This window comes from Chitinophaga rupis (assembly GCF_900109685.1).
Taxonomy (GTDB): domain Bacteria; phylum Bacteroidota; class Bacteroidia; order Chitinophagales; family Chitinophagaceae; genus Chitinophaga; species Chitinophaga rupis.
Genome location: NZ_FOBB01000002.1, coordinates 1437819 through 1456798, shown reverse-complemented (window position 1 = coordinate 1456798; position 18980 = coordinate 1437819). Strand labels below are relative to the sequence as shown.

Below are 18980 nucleotides of genomic sequence, written 5' to 3'. Positions count from 1 at the left end.
GCATCCCGATCACCGATCGGGAAGGTTTCAGGTTTGAATCCTGACGGAGTCACAGAAAAGGAAAGGTTCAGCAAACGCTGGACCTTTTTTATTTGTGATAAGCGCAACTGAATAGCGCATCCCGATCACCGATCGGGAAGGTTTCAGGTCTGAATCCTGACGGAGTCACAGAAAAAGAAAGGTTCAACGAAAGTTGAGCCTTTTTTATTTGTGGTAAGTTTCAACTGAATGGCGCATCCCGATCTCCGATCGGGAAGGTTTCAGGTTTGAATCCTGACGGAGTCACGGAAAAAGATTGCCCCCAAAAGCGTTTGACCTTTAGAGGCACGTATATTGGGCTATTTCAAAACAGCTTTTAACTTCCCAAGCGCCTCCAGGATCTCTGCTTCATCCAGCGAAGCAAAGCCCAATCTCAGGCCATTGGCGGAAAAAGACTCGTTCCTGTAAAAGGTACCATCATCAATACTAAGCCCCTTCTTTAAGGCAGCAGCGGATAGCTTCACCAGGTCTGTTTTCTTATCAAAGCTGGCCCACACTGCAAGGCCTCCTTCCGGCAAGGTGAACTCAATTTTGTTCTTAAACTCCGATTTCAAAACCTGGCAAAAAAGATCTCTCCGGCTCTTATATATTTTAAGTGATTTTCTAAAGTACCGTTCCATTTCGCCATTATTGAACATAACAGCAAAGGCTTCTTCCAGCACCGTATCACCCTGCTTATCGATCAGTTCCCGCAGGGCTGCCGCAGCATTAATAAACGGGGCCGGACCTATCATAAAGCCGATCCGCAGTGCCGGTGCAACCGTCTTTGTAACAGATCCAATATAAACAACATTCTGGTGATGATCGATGCTTGCCAGCGGTAAATAAGGCTTGTTCTCATAGTGAAAGTCAAAATCGTAATCGTCTTCTATGATCGCGAACCGGTGTTCCCTGGCCAGTTTCAAAAGCTTTAATCTTCGCTCCATACTCATCGTCACCGTAGTGGGGCAATGATGATGCGGTATAACGTAAACTGCTTTTAGCTTTCGTTTGCGGAGTACCTTTTCAAGATAATCAATGTCCATCCCGTGATCATATACAGGAATACGGACAAGATTAGCGCCATGGTGCTTAAAGGTATTATCAGCCAGCAGGTAATTGGATACGCCAACCGCAATGTTTTCTAAAGGCGCCAGCAGCAGCTGGGCAGCCAGGTATATACCCATCTGGCTTCCTTTTGTGATCAGTATGTTTTCTGCCGATACGGAAATACCCCTGGTATTGTAAAGGTATCCCGCAATGGCCTGGCGCAGATGTGCTGATCCTTTGGCGCTTCCGTACTTCAAAAAATTCTTGCCATATGATTTCCTAGAAATGCTCCGGTATTCCCGCATTAATTCATCAATAGGTGTGAGCCTTACATCTGGAAAACCGTCATCTATGGTAAGTATGGATGACTGAAGGTTTCTGCTGGGTACCGCATCTTTAAATTTATTTGTCCAGGTAAAGGGCTCTTTCTTTTGCAGTTGCTCCCCTGCATTCGTTAATCTTCTCTTCGTAACAATGGGTAATTTAGAGAGCACAAAGATCCCTTTTCGTGCAACGGAATCAGCCCAACCCTGGCTGATCAATTCTTCGTATGCCAGCTTAACCGTATTCCTGTGAACACCTATGAGATCCGCCAGCACGCGGGAGCTTGGCAGCATATCCGAAGGCTGCAGCGTACCACCGGAAATAAGTGTGATAAAGCTGTTGCAAACCTGGATATGCAACGATACAGAAGAATTTCTGTCTACCTGGATTAAAGATTTGTATGGCAGCATCTGGGCTGTAGTTTTTATTAGATCTGGGCTACAAATATAGCCCAGATCAGGAATACTTTTGCAGAAACAAATTGCAAGTGAAAAAGGTATTAGTAATTAATGCAAGTGCAAGAACGCTCCACTCTCACAGCAGAAAGCTTACGGAGGTATTTACCGAAATCTGGATCAGACTCCACCACGATTCAGAGATCAGGCATAGAGAGCTTGGCAATGTCAATGTTCCGCATGTCAGTGAAGCCTGGATCCTGGCAAACCTTAAGCCCAAAACAAACAGAACGGCTGAAGACCATGAGATCCTGGCCACCAGTGATACATATATCGCGGAATTGAAAAATGCAGATCTTATTGTTTTAGGTACGCCGATGTATAACTGGTCAATCCCCAGCATATTGAAAGCCTATATCGACCAGACAATGCGGCTAAATGAAACTTTCAAAATAGATCCGGGTAACAGGCAGCAACCATACACCGGCCTGCTGGAAAACAAAACCATGCTTTTGCTGGTAGCCAGGGGCAGTCAGGGTTATGAAACCGGCGAGCCAAATTCACATTTAAACTTTCAGACCACTTATCTGCGCACAGTGCTGAATATGATGGGCATTCATAATATTCATGTAATAGCTGTCAGCGGCACTTCGCTTGATAAAGGAGCGCTTGAAAAAACTATTGAACAAGCCCACCGGCAAGTGAAAGCGGTGATAGAAATGTTGAAGTAAAATGAAAAACAACAAACTTAAAGGTGGCCTGCTGATAACGCTGGGCGCAGGTTGCTACGGAATGCTAGGCACCTATGTAAAAATGGCGTACCTGGCTGGCTTTAATACTGCAGAAGTAACCATTTCACAATTCAGCCTGGGGGTAACAGGTCTTTTTATACTAACATTATTCCAAAAGGGAAGCTCAAACAACAGCGCGCCCATTCCAGCTATCAGGTCCAAAGTGAGATTAACAATAGCAGGAACATCACTGGGCCTTACCAGTGTATTTTACTACTTGTCCGTGAAATATATTCCGGTGAGTGTAGCCATTGTACTCTTAGCACAATCTGTGTGGATGGGTGTATTACTGGAATCTATTGTCCGTAGAAAGGTGCCGGCAGCAGGCAGATTGCTGTCAGTTGTGGTAATTATGGCCGGAACATTACTGGCCACCGCAGTACTGAAACAATCTGTAAGCTTAAGCTGGAAAGGTTTTGCATATGGCATCACAGGTGCATTATGTTACACGGCAACCATGTATTCAACCAATCACCTGGATACGCACTTTCCTCCATTAAAAAGAAGCCTATACATGATTGCCGGAGGGCTGATCATTATACTGTGTGTTTTTCATGCATTTATCAACACGGAGTTTTCATGGAAGATCTTCCTGAGCTGGGGATTGCTGGTATCGCTGTTTGGTACGATACTTCCGCCCTTATTGTTCACTCGTGGTATGCCACTGGCGGGTATGGGGCTGGGAGCCATCCTTGCATCCATTGAAATTCCCATTTCAATAATCATGGCAAAGATACTCTTGCATGAGCGGGTGATCGCCAGCCAGTAGATGGGGGTTAGCTTAATCCTGGGAGCCGTTGTGCTGATGAACATACCCAGGCGTAATATTTCAAATTCAAATTCAAAATAAAACATATGGCAACACGAATTAAAATTGACCAGGTTGAACCGGCAGGTTACAAGGCAATCCTGGGGCTTGAAAAATTTATAGAGAGCTCTCCGCTCTCCAAAACCCATAAAGACCTGATCAAGATCAGAGCGTCGCAAATAAATGGTTGTGCGTTCTGTATCGATATGCATACAAAAGAGGCGCGTAAAACAGGGGAAACAGAACAACGGATCTATGCCCTTAATGCATGGCGGGATGCGCCTTTCTATTCTGAAGAGGAGAGAGCTATACTGGCCATCACGGAAGAAGTGACATTGATCAGTGAAAACCATGTAACAGATGCTACTTATGAACAGGCAGTAAAATTGCTGGGTGAAACATACCTGGCACAGGTTATCCTGTCAATCATCACTATTAATGCATGGAACAGAATAGGGATCACAACTAAGCTGATACCAGCTTAAGGTTGCTTCATTGTGTGGGGCCGGCCTAAAAGTGCTTTTTTACTTTTGGGGCCGGCCCATTTATTTTTAAAGATATTTTTACCGTTGTTCCAATACTTTCTGTTTACGGTGTAGTGTTATTCGTTACTGTCCTGTTAAATAATCGTTGTGTCAGTTCCGGGAAACGAACCACTGCTGCTATCCAAACAAAAACCTCAATCGCAATTGGAAACACAATATTCTGCTGATGTTGCAAATGAGTGGCGATAGCACCGCCTAAATAGGACGATAATAATAATGTACCCAAAACTCCGGTTCTTGGGTATAAGAACAGTAAAACCGATAAGATCTCAATTATACCCAACAGGGAATAGGTTCCTGCAGAAAGGCCGAACGATGTCCCCATCTGCAGGGCATGCGTGCTTTCTATGATTTTATCAAATGCTGATGCTGCAAGCATAAGGCCAATCAACCCGCTTATGATCCAGCCGCCGATATTTTTTGTTTTAGATGTCATAATTTAATTTTTAAACAGCCAGTCCACCATCAATAAAAAATTCTGCACCGGTGATAAATGAAGAGGTGCTGTTGTCGGCCAGGTAAGCAACCATCTTTGCTACATCTTCGGCTGTGCCGATCTTTGCCAGTGGCATTTGCGCCAGTATACTTTCGGTCATTCCTTTTAAAGTAGCTTCATCCAGGCCAAATTTGCCGATCATTTCGGTTTGCGTAGGACCAGGATTTACCGTGTTCACCCTTATCTTTCTAGGAGCCAGTTCTTTGGCTGCTATCCTGGCCAGGTGCCCAACGGCCGACTTACCAGCTGCATATACTGAGCTGCCAGGCATGGTCATGGCCGTACTGTTGGAAGTCAGGAAAATAACCGAAGCACCGTCACTCAGCAACGGAATGAATTGCTGCAGGGTAAAAAAACTGCCCTTGAAGTTGACGTCTGTCATAGTATCAAACTGTTCTTCAGTAGTATATTCAATGGGGGCAAAAAAGGCTACACCTGCATTAATAAACAGCACATCTACTTTGTTCTGTAAAGCCCTGACTTCGCCGGCCAGTTTTTTTATATCCTGCAGATTTGCCTGGTCAGCCAATTTCCCGGTTACCTGCAGTTCCTGGGCGGCTTTCTGCAATGCATCTTCCCGTTTTCCTGTTATAACTACAGTGGCTCCCTGCGATTTGAATTCTTTCGCGGTTGCATAGCCAATACCACTATTTCCGCCTGTAATTACAACTACCTTGTCTTTAAATTTTTCCATGTGAGCATATTTTAAGTGCCGTACAAAATTGGTTGATTATACGGTATATTTGTAACCAGTTACAAAGTGGTAAGTAGTTACAAACAGGATAGTACATGAAAGACAATTTAGACGTGGAGTGCGAAAACGTACATTCCTTCATTCAGGATACGTTGTACGTAGTTAATGGGAAATGGAAGCTGGTTATCCTTTCAATATTGGTAAATAAGGGGACCAGGCGCTTTGGGGAGCTGTCCAGGGAATCAGGAATTTCTCCACGGATCTTGTCCAGGGAATTGCATGAGCTTGAAATGAATCAGCTGATAAGCCGAAGGGTTTGCAATACAAAGCCCGTTACGGTTGAATACTCTTCAACGGAGTATGCTGAAACGCTTAAAGAAGTGATCGGCGCCATGATCCGCTGGGGCCAGAACCACCGAAAAAAAATTAAGGGACAGTAACCGGGTCTTCACGGCAATATGATACATAGTGCGGACATATATACAGATGGCAGCTGTAACACACAAAACAGCCTCGGGGCATGGGTTGCCATCATATTATCGGGCGAAGAAAAGACCGTTCTATCCGGCAAAGTGCAGGATACCACACATAACAGAATGGAACTTTACGCGGTTATAGCGGGGATCAGTCATGCGGCAAGAGCTTTCAGATCACTGCGTATTTACTCAGACAGCCAGTATGTAACGGGATTGATGGAACGAAGGGAGAAATTGACAGCTGCGGGTTTTATTACCAGCAAAGGAACGGAAATGAGGAATGCAGATCTTGTAAAGGAATTCTACGCGTTGAGTGAGCACATCGAACTAACATTCATTAAAGTGAAAGCCCATCAAAAGAAAGGGGTCGACGTTAATTTCAATATTGAAGCAGATAAATTGGTGAGAAAGATCATGCGTGAAGGGATCTGATCATCTATTACAGATCACACAACCGGCGTAATGCTTGTAAATGCTATGTTTGTCGCATTTATCGTACCGGTTTATTATGCCGTCAAAATCAAATATTGGAATTTCATTTTCCGTTTCTATATGCTCAATCCTGAAGTCCTGTATCATCTGTCTAAAGTTTGTTAAGGTTTCAAAGATCATTTCGCCCGGAGTATAGTTTAACAGATCCCAGTTTGTTTTTTCTGTTGCCCGATCAATAACCTTAAGAATAAATCTTTGCTGCTCATAAAAAATCTCTTTGCGCCAGACAATTTCACCAATGTCAAACCCCTCAAATCCCATCCCCAATATCATCCAGTCACGTTGGCTAAACCAGATCATTATGTCTTGCTGATATTTTTCTAATGCAATATCCGAACCCGCTAAACAAATTGTTTCAATAAAAACGGAGGTCAACCCATTACTCATAAGAATCGTGCTATCGTTTATTTTTTCGTTTGTGATTATATTCCCCATGTTCTTAAATTACTGCCAGCATTATACTTTCGCTATATATGCAAAAACGGCTAACCGGATCCTAAATTAGCCTTTTTATTGTATGTTATTGTTCCTATCTAAGCAACCGATCTGATACTGCAGATGATTGGGCCGGGAAGGGGTTTAGCTGTGCAATTTCATATACCAATCGCGTCATTGCGAGGAGCAAAGTAAAGCCTGGGCATGTGGGGTGGACTGTAGCCTCCCCCCTCTCCGCAATGACGCGTTCATCTGCACATCATTCTATCAGACCTATTTGCTGATCGTTTTAATTTAATGCTACAAAGCTCAGAAATAAAGGAAACCCTGATGCAAATGCGTCAAAAACTGCTGCCGGGCTAATTGAACGATTTTTCCTATATTTACTTAAGTCTGTAATTGCCAACAAAACATAGGGTATTTAAAATGATTCCACGCTAAAAAGGATAGCAGCAAGGCCATGATCAGCACCCCATCAAGGATTAAAAGTCCGGTATAGAACTAAATGTCCACGTATCTCTTTCCCTGTACCTTTCCAGTAATAGTATTATAGCATATAACGCTACGGCTTAAACGTTGTGACCTCAAAGCATCGGGAATCATTGTATCTATCAACAGGCGGTAAAACATAGCGACAGGGCAATGGGTTTTGCTCCTTTATTCACAAGAGAAAGGCTACACAAAAATGTTTGTAAAGCAAAAGTGTATTGGATGGCTGATAGGAGTACTGTTTTGTAATGTACTTAGAGCCCAGTTGCCTGTACCGGTTCACGCACCTTGTGGCGCACCTGCTACTATTGCAGGAGTAGTGAATACTTATTATCCGGGCCTGAATGATCTGAACATCGGTGGCCGTACTGTTAACTTAGGTCCCGCTACCGGCAATGCGGCGCCCCTGGTGGCAGGCGATCGCGTGTTAATTATACAAATGCAGGATGCCACCATCAATTCCAGCAACACACCCGCCTATGGCGGAAACGGAACAGGAGGTAATGGGTTTATAGATCCCGGCTATAGCGGACTGTTTGAATTTGGCCAGGTTAGAAGTTTTGCCGGCGGCGTACTAACCCTGCGGGATCCATTGCAGCACAGCTACCGGGCCGTAAGCGGCATCCCCAACCGCAAATCCGCTTACCAGGTAGTGCGGGTACCGGCATACCAGAACGTTACTTTAGGCGGAACTGTTACGGCGGCGGCCTGGGATGGAGCCTCCGGCGGCATTGTAGCATTTCATGCCTGGCAAACACTGAACATGAACGGCTATGAAATTACCGCTACAGGACTGGGGTTCAGACCTGGTAAGATCAACTCCGCCGGTGGCTTATACAATATCCAGGATTTCGTAAGTAATACCTATGGCAGCTACGGAGAAAAAGGTGAAGGTATTGCCGGCACGCCGAATGGCACCTGGGGCGCAACCGCAGGAGGGTATGAAAACGGCAGTTTTGGGAGAGGGGCGCCCGCCAATGCAGGAGGCGGCGGCAATGCGCACAACTCCGGGGGCGGGGGCGGCGCTAATTTTGGTGATGGCGGAAAAGGAGGTTACCAGTACTCGGGTCCCCAGGATGTAGGCGGACGAGGAGGCAAAGGAATAAAAACAGGCTTACCCGCCCATATTATCATGGGTGGCGGCGGTGGCGGCGGACATCAGAATAATAATGCCGCCGAGGGCGGTGAACATGGTGGTGGGATTATTATGATCACTGCCAGCGCTATCCTTGGTACAGGCATTATCAGTGCCGATGGCCTGAGCGCAGGGCCCTCAACAGATGATGGCGCAGGCGGCGGCGGTGCCGGTGGCAGCATTGTATTGGCCTACCCCGGTACTTTGGCCAGTACCGTCACCTTAACAGCCAAAGGAGGAGCAGGCGGCAACGAGACCTTCCTGGCACGCCATGGCGCCGGCGGTGGTGGCGGAGGAGGGGTGGTCATTACCAATACGCCTGCTACAGCAGATGTTTCCGGTGGATTAAGAGGGCTCTCAAACGGAACAGAATGGGGAACAGTAGACGGAGAACCGGGAACCACGATGGATCTGGATCTTTCAACCCTGCAGCCTACCAGCACCCTGATACCACTGCTACAGGTAAAGGATACCATCTTTTGCGCACCGGCCACTATAGACATCACGGGCAACAATGTTATTACTGACAGGGATCAGGGGCCGGAATTTTTATTAAGCTACTGGACAGACATCCTTACTACCATTCCGGTACCCATGCCACAGGCCATCAGCCAAACAGGCACCTACTATATAAAGATCACAAATACCAATACCAAATGTGAAGTGGTGGCGCCGGTGCAGATCACGGTGCATTCACAGCCCTCGTTAACATTGATTGCCACACCGCCGTCCTGCATGGGTAGCAGCAATGGAAGCATTATACCCACTCCCGGCAATGGCACAGGGCCCTATCAATACAGCAGTGATGGAGGGCTTACCTGGAACAGCGCTCTTCTGAATAATCTGCCTGCCGGCGCTTACAGTATTCTAACAAGAGATAGCTATGGCTGTATTTCCCAACCCGTATCCGTTACCCTTACTGATCCGCCCTTGCTGGTACTTAGCGAAGTAACAAGCGCCCATACAGATATAAGCTGCTATGGCAACCGGAACGGGCAGCTGCAGCTCAATGCTGCAGGGGGTAGTAATGGCTACGTATATACTATTACATCGCCGGCAACAGGCGCGCTCACTAATAACTCCGGTTTGTTCACCAGCCTGCCGGCTGGTATTTACAGCTCCACCGTAAGGGATAGCCATGGTTGCATTTCCCAGCCCATATCTGTTACCCTTACTGAACCGCCCTTGCTGGCGCTCAGCGAAGTAACGATTGCCCATGCAGACGTAAGCTGCTATGGCAACAGGAGCGGGCAGCTGCAGCTCACTGCTTCAGGAGGGGCTAACGGTTACGTATATACTATTACTTCACCGGCAACCGGTGATATCACTAATAACTCCGGCTTGTTCACCGGCCTGCCTGCAGGGGTGTATGCAGTTAATGTAACAGATGCCGCGCAATGCAGCCAAAGTACGGAGGCTATTATCCTGGAGCCACCGCAGCTGAATGCAGCGCTTTTATCTAAAACAGATATTGAATGTGGCACACCGCTCAAAGGGCATATCACGCTCACGGCAAGCGGCGGTACGCCGCCATACCTGTTCAGGATAGGGGATAAAAGCTGGCAGCCTGATAGTATATTCAACGGCCTCGAGGCAGGCCGCTATACGCTAACAGTAAAAGACGGGAACAATTGCCTCTCCGCACTGCTGGCAACGGAGATCTTCGTAGACGAGGGCTGCGACATCATTTTTCCCACTGCATTCACGCCGAACGGCGATGGACGGAACGACCTGTTCCGGCCGAAAAATTACGGACATATCAGCAATTACCGGCTAAGCATTTACAACAGGTGGGGAATAACCATTTTTCAGAGTAATGATCCCGCTGTAGGATGGAATGGTCATTTTAAAGGCGTATTAGCAGACACCGGCACCTTTGTGTGGGTAGCTACTTTTGTGAACAAGGGAGGCGAAACAAAAACATTAAAGGGAACGGTTACACTGGTGAAATGATCTTGCTGGTTAATCAGATATACTATGTTAGTTCTAACGGTTACGAATATATGCAGATGAACACCACTATATATAATATATAATACCGTATTTTTTCAAAACAAAAAAAATAAATTATCCGGAATGCATTTTACTTTGTGTTTGTATTTAACCCGTTTACAAACTCTACGTTATTCTTAAAATTATTGTATGGCCTTATCTTTATGTAACCATTAAACCACATCCAGTTAATTTCAGATTAAATGCGAGCAATACCACGAAAGACCCTGGCAGAAGTGTGTACTATACACCCGCCGCAATGAGCTATTGCATTGAAAAGCTGATGTAACTTTTTACTCGTTTACCCAAAAGACACCCATGTTCTGATGAGCAGGTAGCATTGCCCGTCATGTACATGCCATGCCTTTATCACATGCATTTTTACACCCTCAAAAACTTTATCCATGTCCATCAATGTTCAGTTCACAAAAGGCAGTGGCATCCGCCTTTACACGCCTGAAAAGGAAGAGTATCTTGATGCCGTATCCGGCACATTTAACCTGGCGCTGGGCTACAGTTATCCCGAACTGGTAGATGCGCTGAAAAACCAGGTGGAAGAGCTGATCCACGTATCTTCCTCCTTCACCGGCCAGCTGGCGCAGGAGGTATTAGACAGCATCCTGGAGCATGCGCCGGAACATATTACAGACGGCTGGATGCGGGATATCATCGGTTCCACGGCCAATGAAGGCGCCGTGAAAATTGCCAACAAATACAACGGCAAAAATGAAGTGATCAGCCTCTCGCTGTCCCATCACGGGCAAACCCTGTTTGCCACCAGCATTTCCGGAAATGCATTCCGCCGCAAGTCATTTTCCAATACCCTGGTTACGCAGAATGGTATTGTGCCTGCGCCTTACTGCTACCGTTGTCCGTATTCCGCAAAGGGCGCGCCGGCCTGCGGTTACCTTTGCGCAGAAGCAATCTATGATCATGCGCAGTATGCCAGCAACGGCAATGTATCCTGCCTGATCCTGGAGCCCATCCTGGGTAATGGCGGCAACATTATTCCGCCGGAAGGTTATTTTGAACGCATCCGTAAGATCTGCGATGAGCTGGACATTGTACTGATAGCAGATGAGGTGCAAACCGGTATTGGCAGAACCGGTTACATGTTTGCCAGTGAGCATTATGACATACAGCCCGATATTATTACGCTGGCCAAAGGCCTGGGCGGTATTGGCATACCGGCAGCTGCTATCATTTACCGGTCTGAGTTTGCCGTGCTTGAAAAGTTTGAACATTCCTATACTTCCGGTGGCAACCTGCTTTCGCTCACCGCATCGCAGAAAACAATGGAAGTAGTATCAAGGGAAGGTTTCCTGGAAAACGTACGCGAAAACGGCAAAGTGCTTGGCAGCCTGCTGTTGCAGCTGAAAGAAAAGTATGGCCATGTTATTGGCGATGTGCGCGGTATTGGCTACATGTGGGGCCTGGAGATCGTTGACCGGGAAGGCGCACCGGATGTAAAGCTCACCAACCATATCATTGACACGGCACTTGAAGAACATAACCTTATACTCCGCGGCTCCCGCTACGGCTTTGGGAATGTAGTAAAGGTACGGCCCGCGCTCACCGCTACCCTGGACGATATAGAAGAGATCTGCGCAAGACTTGATAAATTATTCAGCCAGCTCTAAAAACAAACATCATGAAAGCCATCGTATATAACAATCCCTGGGATATTTGTATAGAAGAAAAAGAGGAACCTGCTATTATGCTGCCGGATGAGGTGATCGTAGAAGTGCGCGCCACCGGCATTTGCGGTACAGACCTCAGTATTATTTCCGGTGAATACCTGGCACGCCCCCGGGTTATTATCGGGCATGAATCTGCAGGGGTGATCGTAGATAAGGGCAGTAGTGTTGATAATTGCAACATTGGCGACCGTGTGATCATTGATCCCACCTATTACTGCGGCTACTGTGAGAACTGCCGTAAAGGGCTGCGCAATCACTGCCTGTTAAAGTCAACCACAGAAGCAGGCGTTTCTATTGACGGTACCTTTACCCGTTTCTTTAAAACCACGCAACGTTTTATTTACCCGCTGCAGGATGGTGTTCCTTTTGAACAGGGGGCTTTATCCGAACCGTTAAGCTGTGTGCTCACCGCAGTAAAGAAGCTGGCTGTTACACCGTTTATGCGTACAGCCGTGCTGGGCGGCGGCCCCATAGGGCTGTTGTTTTACCTGGCACTAAAACAATACGGCATCCAGGAAGGAGTGATCTATGAAGCATCCCCGCAAAGAATAAAGCTGATAGAAGAAAACAATGTGCTGTCAAAAGGCTGGACGCTTTCCCCTGCATTTATACCGCAGAAGAACCAGTATGATCTTATTATAGACACTACTGCCAGCCTGCTGGAAAAATCTATCCAGGCCATTGCAGACGGTGGTAAGATCTCGCTGATGGGCCTGCGTAACAACCAGCAAACCATTAACCCGCGGGAAATTGCCGACCGCAGTATTTCTATCATCGGCTCTATTGATTCGCAGGATACTTTCCGGCACGCAGTGGACCTGATCAACAGCGGCCGGCTGGAGCTGCACAAGATCATCACCAATGAGTACGACCTTAGCAATTTCAACGCAGCCGTGAAAGACCTGGGCTGCGATCTGCACACCCGGCAAAGGAGCAACAACATTAGCAGTCTTAAATCTGTAATACGCATTTCTTAAATTCACAGACATGAAATATATTATTTTCGATATAGATGGTACCCTTACCGATACCACCGAAATAGACGATCATTGTTATACCCGCGCCATAGAAGAAACATTCGGCTTCCGTGACTTTGAAACCAATTACGGGTATTATAAGAATACTACAGACTCCGGCATCATTGACCAGCTGTTCCGGGAAAGGAAAGGCCGCACTTATACGGAGGAGGAGCGCGAACAGTTCATTGCACACTTCTGCAGCTTACTGGAACGGGCCTACGAAGAAAAGCCGGAGCGTATCCGCGAGATCCAAAAAGCCGGCAGCGTACTGGCAACCTTGTGCCGGCAGCAGCACATCAGCATAGGGCTGGCTACCGGTGGCTGGCGGGAATCAGCGCTGTTCAAGCTGCGCTGTGCCGGCATTAATATTGATGGATGTACTGCCGCATCCTTTGCCCAGGATGCGCTGGCAAGGCAGGATATTATTGGCCACACCATCCGTAAAATGAATGAGCAACATGGGCAGGAGCTTGCTTTAGCCAACATCACGTATGTGGGCGATGGTAACTGGGATTACCTGGCCACCAAAGACATGGGCATTCAATTCATAGGGATCGCCAATAAAAAGCTGGCTCACCTGGAAGATATTGTGAAGATCACGGATTATGACGACCTGTATCAGCACATCGGGCTGTATGCAGAACGACTGTAAATAAAACTGCTTATGCTTTCTTTAACGGTGAATGTAAAACGTACCTACCGCATAGCGGTGTGCATCTTCTTCTTCATAGCAGGCCTGACTTATTCAAGTTGGGCCTGCCGTATTCATGATATAAAAGCGCATTTTGGCCTCAACAATGCTGGCCTGGGAAGCGTACTGTTTGCGCTGCCTATAGGCCTTATGGTTAGCCTGCCGGTATCCGGGTGGATGGTGACCCGCCTGGGCAGCCGCCGGGTGCTGATTGCAGCAGGGCTGATCTTTCCTTTTATATTGGGTATGATAGGACTGACCACCCACATCTGGCAGCTGGTGATCATCCTGTTCCTGTTCGGGTTCATGAATAATGTATTTGAGATTGCCATGAACACACAGGCAGTGGGAGTGGAGGCGTTATACGGCCGTTCGGTAATGGCCTCTTTTCACGGCTTATGGAGCCTGGCGGGTTTTACCGGCGTAGGCATTGGTACGCTGGCGGTAAACCTGAACTGGCCAGTGGCCCTGCATTTCTGGATCATTGGCGCCACCTGCTGGCTGCTGGTATTGGGCAGCTGGAAATATTTACTACCGGAAGATGCACCGGCGGAAGCGCAGCCGCTTTTTGCCAAACCAGACCGGCAGATCCTGCAGCTGGGGTTAATAGCCTTTGCCAGCCTGGTAACGGAAGGTACTATGTTTGACTGGAGCGGCGTATACTTTCAGAAGGTTGTGCAGGTACCTGAATCCTTAACCACCGTAGGGTATATTGCTTTTATGGGCACCATGGCCGGGGGACGTTTCCTGGCAGACCGTATTGTAACCCGCTTTGGTGTAAAAAGAGTATTGCAATGTGCAGGTACCATCAGCACAACCGGTTTGTTGCTGGCTATTTTTTTTCCGGATATTTATACGGCCACGCTGGGTTTTCTGCTGGTAGGCATTGGCGTTTCATCTATTGTACCCCTGGTGCTGGCGCTGGCGGGCAAATCCAAAACATTACCGCCGGGTGTGGCTATTGCAGCCGTATCTACGGTAGGTTTCCTGGGATTTCTGATAGGCCCTCCGCTGATAGGTTTTATTGCAGAAGCGCTGAACCTGCGCTGGTCATTTGCATTGATCGCATTGTTTGGTACCGGTACTATTTTTCTGGCGTCTAAAATGGATTAATTATGAAACCGGGCATGATACATTTTTTCACACAACCTGTTCCGCCACAGCGGAAGGGGCATGTTAATGCGAGGTTCCATCCGACAAAAAAAATTAAATATTAACGGATGAAATGGTTTAATGAACCGGGTAAATGGTCCGGCAATGAAAAAAAGCTGGCCGTAACGGTGGATCCGGATACCGATTACTGGCGGATTACCCACTATGGGTTTATACGTGATAACGGCCCTTTTTATTTCCAGGAGCAGGAAGGCGACTTTGAAGCCGGTGTAAAAATCAGTGGCGATTACCGGGAGCTGTATCACCAGGCCGGCTTAATGATCCGGATCGATGAAAAGAACTGGATAAAAACAGGCATTGAGTATGTGGATGGCGTACAAAATGTAAGCGCCGTAGTAACCCGGGAAATGTCCGACTGGTCGGTAGTTCCGCGCCATAACAGCCCGGCCGCTGTTTGGCTGAAGCTCTTACGGAAAGGCGATTTTGTGGAAATAAAATATTCCTTTGATGGCAAACAATATGAGATGCTACGCCTGGCTTATTTTCCGCCAGGTGTAACCACGCAAATAGGTGTAGTGGCAGCAGCGCCGGGTAAGGAACACTTTAATGTGGTATTTGAAGACTTCACAGTAAATGAATTAATAATTAACAATGAATAATTAATAATAAAGAAGGCGATACTTCAATTGAAATATCGCCCTCTTTATTGTGCAGTTGCAGAAAATGTATTTCACCCGTGTACCGGCCCTGCGATTATTAATTCTTAATTATTCATTATTAATTCTTATTCTGTTCTCAGGCTTTTAACCGGGTCAGCCATAGCGGCTTTTATCGATTGAAAGCTGATAGTGATCAGCGCAATCAGCAACGATACACAGCCGGCAAGCACAAACACCCAGCCGCTTATGTTAATGTGATAGGCATACCCCTCCAGCCAGCGATCCATTACCCACCAGCCAACAGGCATAGCTATAAAGGAGGCCAACAGCACCAGCTGTAAAAAGTCTTTTGAAAGTAAGGTAGTGATGCTGGCTACACTTGCGCCCAGCACCTTGCGTACACCAATTTCCTTTACCCTTCTTTCTGCCATATAGGCTGCCAGTCCAAAAATGCCCAGGCAGGAAATAATAATGGCCAGCAGCGCAAACAGGCGCGATAATTTACTGGCCAGTTGTTCGCTTTTGAAAAACTCCTGGAACTGATCGTCCACAAACTTGTAATCGAAAGGATAACCGGGTACGGCCTGCTGTACTACTGCGCTTATTTTGGCAATAGCGGCTTCCGGTGCTGCGTCCGGTTTCAGGCGTATCAGCAGCTTTTCAGCATTGTCGGTACGGCTAAAGAATACTACGGGATCGCTTTGCTGGTACATATCGCCATATACAAAATCTTTCAGCACACCCACTATATGAAAAACACCATCACCCAGTTGTAGCGTTTTGCCGATAGCACTGCCCTGGCCCATCAGGCGCGCCAGCGATGCAGTAATGATCACATTGCCGCTGTCGCTTTTTATATTGTCGTAAAAGCTGCGCCCTTCCACTATCTGCATGCCCCAGGTACTGAGCAGGTCGGGTGAAATATCGCGGAAAGAAATAAGCACATCACTTTGCGGATCTTTACCCTGCCAGGTGAAGCCGGAGGTATTGTTACTGGTATATAACATTTCTGAGCTGGCCAGGCCGGCATTTTCTACTGCACCTGTTTGCAGCAGCGCCTGTTTTATGGCGCCAAAGTGTTTATAAAGATCACCCTTTACTTCTGCCTGTATAAGATGGTCTTTGTTATAACCCAGGTCGCGGTGCGTAACATGCTGAATTTGCTGGTAAATAACAATGGTGCTTACAATAAGCACAATGGAAGTAGCAAACTGGAACACCACCAGCCCTTTACGGATATAGGCAGCGCTGCCGGCTTTCATCTTAAAGCCTTTCAATACTTTAATGGGGCTAAAGGAGGAAAGATATAAGGATGGGTAGCTGCCTGCCACCAGGCCGCATAACAGGGCAATGCCCAGCAGGAACCCGGCATGTGCGGGCTGTATAAGTCCCAGCGTTAATTTTTTTTCTACCAGCATGTTAAAACCCGGTAGCAGTACGTACATAAATACAACCGCGATCAGCATAGACACGAGCGCCATGCAGATGGCTTCCCCAATGAACTGTAAGGCCAGCAGCTGTTTACCGGCGCCCATTACTTTACGTACGCCCACTTCGCGGGCACGCTTTTCACTGCGTGCAGTAGCCAGGTTCATGAAATTGATGCAGGCTATCAGCAGAATGATCCAGGCAATAATAGAGAACATGCGTACATATACAATGCGGCCGCCTTTTTGTACACCATCCGGGAACTCGCTGCGCAGGCGCCAGTCGTTCATGGCAAACAGGAAAGGCACAGCGCCCGCATCGGGATCCTTACTGCGTATAAGGCCCGACAGCTGTTTGCTGACCGCCGCTAAATTTGCCCTGGGCGACAGCTCCACATAGGTATTCACCGCATTAGCACCCCAGCGTTCGTAATAGTCGTGCTGGTTAGATGCAATATTGAACGGCACCATACAGGAAAACTGCAGGCTGGAGTTAGGCGCAAAATTCTTAACCACACCGGTGATCACTACGCTTTCCTTATGTTCCATCTGCAATGATTTTCCCATTGCATTAGCCGCGCTGCCGAAAAAACGTTTGGCCATATCTTCCGTAACCACAACGGACGATACGTTCCTGAATGCATTTTTTGCCGTGCCTTCCAGGAATTGCAGGTCCATCATCTCAAAAAAAGCAGCATCCGTATAACAGCCGGTTTCATTGATCGCTTTTTCACCCACGCTGAACACCGATTTCCAGCCACTCACCCGGGCGGTGTTCACCACACCGGGGATCTCTATTTTAATAGCTGCGGCCAGCTTAGCCGGGGACGACCGGAACGCACGGGTTTTGCCATCATAGGTCTGGTTGGTGAGTATCATGTACAGCTGGTCCTTTTTGGGATACTGGCTATCAAAATGCAGCTCATCTTCAATCCATAAAAAGATAAAGGCGGCACAAACAATACCGGTGGCCAGGCCAAAGATGTTCAGGAATGTGTAAGTTTTATTTTTCCATAAGTGGCGGAAGGTAGCGCGGATAAAACTTTTAAACATGTGGATGGATTTGCAGCAGCAGCAACAAATACAGTACCCGCGCCCTAAACCATTGAAAAACAATAGCCTGCCGGTTCAGGCATGTTCATTTCCGTTACAGCAGTGTTCATTACCGGACAAAAAGATGCTGCAACAGAATAAGGACGGCGCCTTATCTTTAGCCCCCGGAACCTATAAGCATGAATGATATGAAAGGAATCTGGAGCCGGCTATTATGCAGCGGTTTATTTTGCATAGCTGCCACCATTGGTAAAGCAAATGCCCTGCAACCCGCAGCGGATACCAGCGGCGCTAAACCCGCAGTTACTGTAACAGATTGTAAGCAATGCATTGTACTGGCGGAACAATTGTATAACCGTGCAGCCATTGCCGATATAAGCACCCAGCAGATCATCTGGGAATGGCGTCCGGAACAATCCAATGTAAAACCGGCGCATGTAAAATGGTTCAGCAATACCAGCGATGTAAAGCCGGTGTATAACGGCAAATACCTGCTGGTAACCGCATCCGGCGGCGGGGTGGCATTGGTACGGATTGCCGATAAGAAAACCGTGTTCTATGCTTATGCCGGCGGCAATACCCATTCTGCCGAGCTGCTGCCGGATGGGAATATTGTAAGCGCTTCCAGCACCGGTAACTACCTCACACTTTTTAAGGTGGATACCACACTGGCGCCGGAGCAGGTGTACCACAGGAACTACACGGTAGCCTTTGGGCATAATGTGGTATGGGACCAGCAGCACCAGCTATTGTGGACGGCCGCTATGAATAAGCTGCTCACTTTTACCTATAACTTCAGCTGCACACAGCCGGCATTAACGCTGGGGGATTCTGTGACGCTTCCCGGCACAGAAGCGCATGACCTGTTTCCCGTATATGGTAAAAATGATCTGTGGCTTACCAATACCACCAATGTATATACCATCAATACAGATACAAAGCAATTAACACAGGCCAATGTGCTGCAGGTGAATATTAAAAGCGTGTCCTCTGCTGATGCAGCATGGCCCGTGATCGTGATCCGGCCTAAAACCAGCTGGTGGACGGACGAGGTGCTGGACGCCAAAGGCAATACCGTTTTCCGCCAAAGCGGGCTTAAAATATACAAAGCACGCTGGTTCATTAATAATGCCTTCAGCTATCCGGAGGCGCATACTATAACGCAATGCCGCTAACGC

At 47.4% G+C, this 18980-nt stretch carries 17 protein-coding genes; 12 read left to right on the top strand and 5 right to left on the bottom strand.

All coding sequences use genetic code 11. The annotated features are described in order from the left end of the window. Positions 1 to 338: 338 nt before the first annotated feature. The gene (pdxR, locus tag BMZ54_RS12920; protein ID WP_089911643.1) at positions 339 to 1802 is read right to left on the bottom strand and encodes a MocR-like pyridoxine biosynthesis transcription factor PdxR; all 1464 of its coding nucleotides are present in this window, start codon (positions 1800 to 1802) and stop codon (positions 339 to 341) included. A gap of 77 nt (positions 1803 to 1879) precedes the next feature. Between pdxR and BMZ54_RS12915 the strand changes: the two genes are divergently transcribed. From BMZ54_RS12915 to BMZ54_RS12905, 3 genes are all read left to right on the top strand, one after another. Continuing rightward, entirely contained in the window at positions 1880 to 2518 is a 639-nt protein-coding gene (locus BMZ54_RS12915; RefSeq protein ID WP_202909222.1) for an FMN-dependent NADH-azoreductase, read from the top strand. Between the two features lies 1 nt (position 2519). Beyond that, positions 2520 to 3347: an EamA family transporter gene (locus BMZ54_RS12910; RefSeq protein WP_202909221.1), complete on the top strand. Its 828-nt coding sequence runs from the start codon at positions 2520 to 2522 to the stop codon at positions 3345 to 3347. 86 nt (positions 3348 to 3433) lie between these two features. Continuing rightward, entirely contained in the window at positions 3434 to 3871 is a 438-nt protein-coding gene (locus tag BMZ54_RS12905) for a carboxymuconolactone decarboxylase family protein (RefSeq protein ID WP_089911637.1), read from the top strand. A 103-nt stretch (positions 3872 to 3974) separates the two neighbouring features. Here the strand turns inward: BMZ54_RS12905 and BMZ54_RS12900 are convergent, their stop codons facing one another. Together BMZ54_RS12900 and BMZ54_RS12895 are read right to left on the bottom strand one after the other, a co-directional pair. Next, positions 3975 to 4367, bottom strand: coding sequence for a DoxX family protein (locus tag BMZ54_RS12900; RefSeq protein ID WP_089911634.1), 393 nt, complete (start codon positions 4365 to 4367; stop codon positions 3975 to 3977). 10 nt (positions 4368 to 4377) lie between these two features. Further along, complete coding sequence (locus BMZ54_RS12895) at positions 4378 to 5121, bottom strand: SDR family oxidoreductase (RefSeq protein WP_089911631.1); 744 nt, start codon at positions 5119 to 5121, stop codon at positions 4378 to 4380. Between the two features lie 95 nt (positions 5122 to 5216). On the opposite strand from BMZ54_RS12895, the gene BMZ54_RS12890 reads away from it, so the two are divergent. Both BMZ54_RS12890 and BMZ54_RS12885 read left to right on the top strand, forming a co-directional pair. Further along, a complete protein-coding gene (locus BMZ54_RS12890; RefSeq protein ID WP_089911628.1) occupies positions 5217 to 5561 on the top strand; it encodes a winged helix-turn-helix transcriptional regulator in 345 nt (114 codons plus the stop codon). Between the two features lie 18 nt (positions 5562 to 5579). Continuing rightward, positions 5580 to 6029, top strand: a complete 450-nt coding sequence (locus BMZ54_RS12885; protein ID WP_089911625.1) for a ribonuclease H family protein — start codon at positions 5580 to 5582, stop codon at positions 6027 to 6029. Here the strand turns inward: BMZ54_RS12885 and BMZ54_RS12880 are convergent, their stop codons facing one another. Next, the gene (locus BMZ54_RS12880; protein WP_089911622.1) at positions 6030 to 6524 is read right to left on the bottom strand and encodes a hypothetical protein; all 495 of its coding nucleotides are present in this window, start codon (positions 6522 to 6524) and stop codon (positions 6030 to 6032) included. A gap of 754 nt (positions 6525 to 7278) precedes the next feature. Between BMZ54_RS12880 and BMZ54_RS12875 the strand changes: the two genes are divergently transcribed. From BMZ54_RS12875 to BMZ54_RS12850, 6 genes are all read left to right on the top strand, one after another. Further along, entirely contained in the window at positions 7279 to 10101 is a 2823-nt protein-coding gene (locus tag BMZ54_RS12875) for a T9SS type B sorting domain-containing protein (RefSeq protein ID WP_143080991.1), read from the top strand. A 443-nt stretch (positions 10102 to 10544) separates the two neighbouring features. Beyond that, positions 10545 to 11780, top strand: a complete 1236-nt coding sequence (locus tag BMZ54_RS12870; RefSeq protein ID WP_089911616.1) for an aspartate aminotransferase family protein — start codon at positions 10545 to 10547, stop codon at positions 11778 to 11780. Between the two features lie 11 nt (positions 11781 to 11791). Further along, entirely contained in the window at positions 11792 to 12817 is a 1026-nt protein-coding gene (locus BMZ54_RS12865; protein WP_089911613.1) for a zinc-dependent alcohol dehydrogenase, read from the top strand. A gap of 10 nt (positions 12818 to 12827) precedes the next feature. Beyond that, positions 12828 to 13511, top strand: coding sequence for an HAD family hydrolase (locus BMZ54_RS12860; protein ID WP_089911610.1), 684 nt, complete (start codon positions 12828 to 12830; stop codon positions 13509 to 13511). A 12-nt stretch (positions 13512 to 13523) separates the two neighbouring features. Beyond that, positions 13524 to 14663, top strand: coding sequence for an MFS transporter (locus BMZ54_RS12855; RefSeq protein WP_202909220.1), 1140 nt, complete (start codon positions 13524 to 13526; stop codon positions 14661 to 14663). A gap of 107 nt (positions 14664 to 14770) precedes the next feature. Next, positions 14771 to 15322: a DUF1349 domain-containing protein gene (locus BMZ54_RS12850; protein ID WP_089911604.1), complete on the top strand. Its 552-nt coding sequence runs from the start codon at positions 14771 to 14773 to the stop codon at positions 15320 to 15322. Positions 15323 to 15447: 125 nt separating this feature from the next. On the opposite strand, the gene BMZ54_RS12845 is transcribed toward BMZ54_RS12850, so the two are convergent. Further along, positions 15448 to 17802 carry an ABC transporter permease gene (locus tag BMZ54_RS12845; RefSeq protein WP_089911602.1) on the bottom strand — a complete coding sequence of 785 codons (2355 nt, stop codon included), beginning with the start codon at positions 17800 to 17802 and terminating at the stop codon, positions 15448 to 15450. 188 nt (positions 17803 to 17990) lie between these two features. On the opposite strand from BMZ54_RS12845, the gene BMZ54_RS12835 reads away from it, so the two are divergent. Continuing rightward, positions 17991 to 18977, top strand: coding sequence for a DUF6528 family protein (locus BMZ54_RS12835; RefSeq protein ID WP_143080990.1), 987 nt, complete (start codon positions 17991 to 17993; stop codon positions 18975 to 18977). Positions 18978 to 18980: the final 3 nt, after the last annotated feature.

Excerpts from the sequence above, each read along its gene's own strand:
- BMZ54_RS12895 (WP_089911631.1), bottom strand. The coding sequence starts at position 5,121 with ATGGAAAAATTTAAAGACAAGGTAGTTGTAATTACAGGCGGAAATAGT.
- BMZ54_RS12905 (WP_089911637.1), top strand. The coding sequence starts at position 3,434 with ATGGCAACACGAATTAAAATTGACCAGGTTGAACCGGCAGGTTACAAG.
- pdxR (WP_089911643.1), bottom strand. The coding sequence starts at position 1,802 with ATGCTGCCATACAAATCTTTAATCCAGGTAGACAGAAATTCTTCTGTA.
- BMZ54_RS12885 (WP_089911625.1), top strand. The coding sequence starts at position 5,580 with ATGATACATAGTGCGGACATATATACAGATGGCAGCTGTAACACACAA.
- BMZ54_RS12900 (WP_089911634.1), bottom strand. The coding sequence starts at position 4,367 with ATGACATCTAAAACAAAAAATATCGGCGGCTGGATCATAAGCGGGTTG.
- BMZ54_RS12890 (WP_089911628.1), top strand. The coding sequence starts at position 5,217 with ATGAAAGACAATTTAGACGTGGAGTGCGAAAACGTACATTCCTTCATT.
- BMZ54_RS12855 (WP_202909220.1), top strand. The coding sequence starts at position 13,524 with ATGCTTTCTTTAACGGTGAATGTAAAACGTACCTACCGCATAGCGGTG.
- BMZ54_RS12870 (WP_089911616.1), top strand. The coding sequence starts at position 10,545 with ATGTCCATCAATGTTCAGTTCACAAAAGGCAGTGGCATCCGCCTTTAC.
- BMZ54_RS12880 (WP_089911622.1), bottom strand. The coding sequence starts at position 6,524 with ATGGGGAATATAATCACAAACGAAAAAATAAACGATAGCACGATTCTT.
- BMZ54_RS12835 (WP_143080990.1), top strand. The coding sequence starts at position 17,991 with ATGAAAGGAATCTGGAGCCGGCTATTATGCAGCGGTTTATTTTGCATA.
- BMZ54_RS12850 (WP_089911604.1), top strand. The coding sequence starts at position 14,771 with ATGAAATGGTTTAATGAACCGGGTAAATGGTCCGGCAATGAAAAAAAG.
- BMZ54_RS12860 (WP_089911610.1), top strand. The coding sequence starts at position 12,828 with ATGAAATATATTATTTTCGATATAGATGGTACCCTTACCGATACCACC.
- BMZ54_RS12910 (WP_202909221.1), top strand. The coding sequence starts at position 2,520 with ATGAAAAACAACAAACTTAAAGGTGGCCTGCTGATAACGCTGGGCGCA.
- BMZ54_RS12845 (WP_089911602.1), bottom strand. The coding sequence starts at position 17,802 with ATGTTTAAAAGTTTTATCCGCGCTACCTTCCGCCACTTATGGAAAAAT.
- BMZ54_RS12865 (WP_089911613.1), top strand. The coding sequence starts at position 11,792 with ATGAAAGCCATCGTATATAACAATCCCTGGGATATTTGTATAGAAGAA.